Annotated in this window: 1 pseudogene; it reads left to right on the forward strand. The window is 61.3% G+C overall.

The annotated features are described in order from the left end of the window. Positions 1–916, forward strand: a pseudogene (locus XAXN_RS19675) (hypothetical protein); the annotation flags it as partial. Between the last annotated feature and the right edge of the window lie 213 nt (positions 917–1129).

A 1129-nucleotide genomic window follows, 5' to 3' on the forward strand; every position in this document is an offset into this window, starting at 1 on the left:
CCAGGCCCATGGCCTGACCCCGGACCAGGTGGTGGCCATCGCCAGCAATAAAGGCGGCAAGCCGGCGCTGGAGAGCATTTTTGCCCAGTTATCTCGCCCTGATCAGGCGTTGGCCGCGTTGACCAACGACCACCTCGTCGCCTTGGCCTGCCTCGGCGGGCGTCCTGCGCTGGAGGCAGTGAAAAAGGGATTGCCGCACGCGCCGACCTTGATCACAAGAATCAATCGCCGTATTCCCGAACGCACGTCCCATCGCGTTGCCGACCACGCGCAAGTGGCTCGCGTGCTGGGTTTTTTCCAGTGCCACTCCCGCCCAGCGCAAGCATTCGATGAAGCCATGACGCAGTTCGAGATGAGCAGGCAGGGGTTGCTACAGCTATTTCGCAGAGTGGGCGTCACCGAACTCGAAGCCCTCAGTGGAACGCTCCCCCCAGCCTTGCAGCGTTGGCACCGCATCCTCCAAGCATCAGGGATGAAAAGGGCCAAACCGTCCCGTGCTTCGGCTCAAACGCCGGACCAGGCGTCTTTGCATGCATTCGCCGATTCGCTGGAGCGTGAGCTGGATGCGCCCAGCCCAATAGACCGGGCGGGCCAGGCGCTGGCAAGCAGCAGCCGTAAACGGTCCCGATCGGAGAGTTCTGTCACCGGCGCCTCCGCACAGCAAGCTGTCGAGGTGCTCGTTCCCGAACAGCGCGATGGGCGGCATTTACCCCCCCTCAGCTGGGGTGTAAAACGCCCGCGTACCAGGATCGGGGGCGGCCTCCCGGATCCTGGTACGCCCATGGATGCCGATCTGGCAGCGTCCAGCACCGTGATGTGGGAACAAGATGCGGCCCCCTTCGCAGGGGCGGCGGATGATTTCCCGGCATTCAACGAAGAGGAGATGGCATGGGTGATGGAGCTATTGCCTCAGTGAGGCTCAGTCGGGGATTACCTGAGCGTCGGCAGGGATTCGTGTAATAAACCTCTCACTGTCAGTGAGTGAGCTCACTTTTGGCTGTTTTTCTACATGAATCCCTGCCGGCCCTCCAAGGCGTCCGGCGTCGTGGCGCTAGGTATTTGATCCCATGCTTTGATGGTGCACTATTTTCCCTCGATTGGAAGGAAGCACTATGGGCCAGGTTCTACA

Origin of the sequence: Xanthomonas axonopodis, assembly GCF_001304695.1 — a bacterium.
Classification (GTDB): Bacteria; Pseudomonadota; Gammaproteobacteria; order Xanthomonadales; family Xanthomonadaceae; genus Xanthomonas; species Xanthomonas axonopodis.